The organism is uncultured Campylobacter sp. (assembly GCF_938018035.1).
Taxonomy (GTDB): Bacteria; Campylobacterota; Campylobacteria; order Campylobacterales; family Campylobacteraceae; genus Campylobacter_B.
The window spans coordinates 1-2469 of sequence record NZ_CALIJF010000125.1 but is presented as its reverse complement, the minus strand read 5'-3'; the positions used below and the strand labels follow the sequence as shown (position 1 = coordinate 2469).

Sequence of the window (2469 nt, the reverse complement as noted above, 5' to 3'; positions counted from 1 at the left end):
CCGCTCCTTATCCATGCGCCCTCCGTTAAATTTAGCGTTATGCCGCAGCCGCGCGAAAGCTAAGAAGCCCGAATTTGCGGGCCTTTGTTTAAATTTCGTCGCACCCGCGCAGCAGGAGTTTTACGCTCCGCTTTGCAAGATTATAGCGTAAATTTAGATTTTCGCCGCGCGAGTTTGGCTGCGGTTCTGTGCGGCTCGATAGCAAAATTAGAAATCGCGTGAGTTTTGAGGCTTTGGCGCGGCTCGGTATGACTACTTGATGCGGACGGAAGTCTGCGATAAAACTGCGCCCGCCGCATAGACGCCCCTAAAAGCTTCTAGCTCGCGCGGCGCCAAACCGCAGTCATAGCGCACTCAAAAGCGCCCGCAAAGCTTCATGCGCTAGCAAAATTGCAGCTTTTAATGGCTGCGATGCGAGGATAAATCGCCGCACAGGCACGGATGCTGCTTCAAATCTACGGCTCGGGTATAAATTTCGCTTTCAAAATAGGACCTCAAAAGCGCGAACTCCGCTATGCGGTCTAAATCCACCGCAAGCTCGCAACGCCCCAAACAGTATGAAATTCTGCCGCACCTCAAGCGCTCAAACCGCGCAACGCCCCAAGCCGAATTTCATCGCGGCGCATCGGCAAAATTTCACGAAACGCCGCCGCCTGCTAACTCGCTAGCTTTTCTTTAACTCCGCAAGCTCGCGCAGAATCGCCTCCTTGCTCTTGCGATCTTTTAGCGCATCGTAGCACTGCGCGAGCAGCTCTAGCGCGTGGGTCAGAGCCTGCTTATAGGCCGGCAGCCGCTGATATGCCAAAAGCGCCGCCGCATCGTCTCTCATCGCCGCGAAATGTCTCAGCGCCGCAGACGGATCGCCGCGTATCATCGCGATCTCGCCTAAAATTTCGTGTCCGTCGTAGCTCGAGTGCTCGTAAGCGGTGCCGCGCATGTCCTCGTAGAGCTTTACCGATCTGTCCGCGTAATCCTGCGCCGCAGCTAGATTTTTCTGTGCATAGCTCGCAGAAATTTTACTCGCGCCCGCCTCTTTGTAAATCGTCAAAAATTGTCGTGCGATCTGTAGATAAAGCCTGCCCGTATCGGGATCCGTCGCATCCGAGAGCTCCGCTGCGGCAAGCAGATGCTCTAGCGCTGCGGCACACTCGCCTAGCCCCGCATACAGCTGCGCGTAATCCCGCGCGAGCGAAGCCCTACGCGCGCGCTCATCCGATCCGTCATCTACAAACGGGCGCAGATGCAAGCAGTGCGCCTCCCATTCGGCCAAATCCCGCAGTGCGCGACGCTTGGGCTCGGGCGCCGGCTCATCAAAAGCGGAGCTAGCCTTAGCGCGCAGATACTCGCACGCGCCGCTAGCTCTGCCTTCGGCCTCGTAAGGATCGGGTGTGAGCGCTTTCAGTCGGGCGAAAATCTCCTCCGCGCGCACGGGATCGCTCTGCAAAAACATAGTCCAAACAAACAGCGCCCGCCCATATTCGCGCACAGAGCCCTTGCGATCGCCGCGAGCCTCGTAGATGCGCCCGAATGTATAAGCGCTCTCGTAATTTACGGCATCGGCATATATCTCCGCCACCCCGCTTTGCATGGAGCTCGCGTCCGTCGCCAGCGAGATCGCGGCGTCGGTATCGCCGCGCTGCAAGGCGATCCGCGCACGGACAAATCTGCTAAAAATCCGACCTACTTCGATGTGCTTTAGCTCGCTAAGCTCCTGCGCCCGCACGGCAAGCTCTTCGGCGCGCGAGATCTCTTTGGCAAGCAGCGCCCGATCGGCATTTTCTAGCATTCCCCAAATTTCGCGCATAGAAGACGCGGTGGAATTTTTAGCGGAGACATTCGCGGAGGCTCTGTTTTTTAGCGCGGAAATCTCGGATGGGGCGGAATTTTTGACGGCATTGCCTGCACCGGTAGAATTGGCGGCATCCTTTACGGCGGCGGCGCTTGCGGCACGGGTATTTTCGGCGGGCGGCGGGACCTGCGTGCAAGCGACGAGAAACAAACCGAGCACGACGTAAGGTAAAATTTTCATAGATGGCCTCCGCAATTTTAGCCCGATTATAGCAAAACAAAGTTTAAATTCCGCGGCGGCGGAGCCTGCGTAGAGCGGCGAGCTAGCCTAGATGAAATTTTAAAATTCTACCGAGCGACGTTCGTAAGCTGCGCAAGTTTGGCTGCGGTTCGGTACGGCTCGATAGCGAAATTAGCAATCGCGTGAGTTTTGAGACTTTGGCGCGGCTCGGTATGACCTGATGCGAACGGAAGCCCGCGATAAAACAGCACCCGAGACTATCTCTTGCATGCATGCGCCCGCCTGTGCACACTCGCACAGATGACGGCTCTTTAAACGGCGATTTGAAATTTTAAAATTTAGCGCAGCCGCAGCGAGATTAAATTTAAACGCTGCGTAAGCGTAGTAAGGTTAAAAATTTAGCGCTAAATTTAAAGCCGTAATGCGGCACGCAAGCAAGG

General features: G+C 55.9%; 1 protein-coding gene. It reads right to left on the bottom strand.

Translation table 11 applies throughout. From position 1 onward, the window contains the following. Positions 1-664: 664 nt before the first annotated feature. Complete coding sequence (locus tag Q0257_RS03830) at positions 665-2029, bottom strand: hypothetical protein (RefSeq protein ID WP_298021751.1); 1365 nt, start codon at positions 2027-2029, stop codon at positions 665-667. Positions 2030-2469 lie beyond the last annotated feature (440 nt).

Coding starts and splice junctions, on each gene's coding strand:
- Q0257_RS03830 (WP_298021751.1), bottom strand. CDS start 2,029: ATGAAAATTTTACCTTACGTCGTGCTCGGTTTGTTTCTCGTCGCTTGC.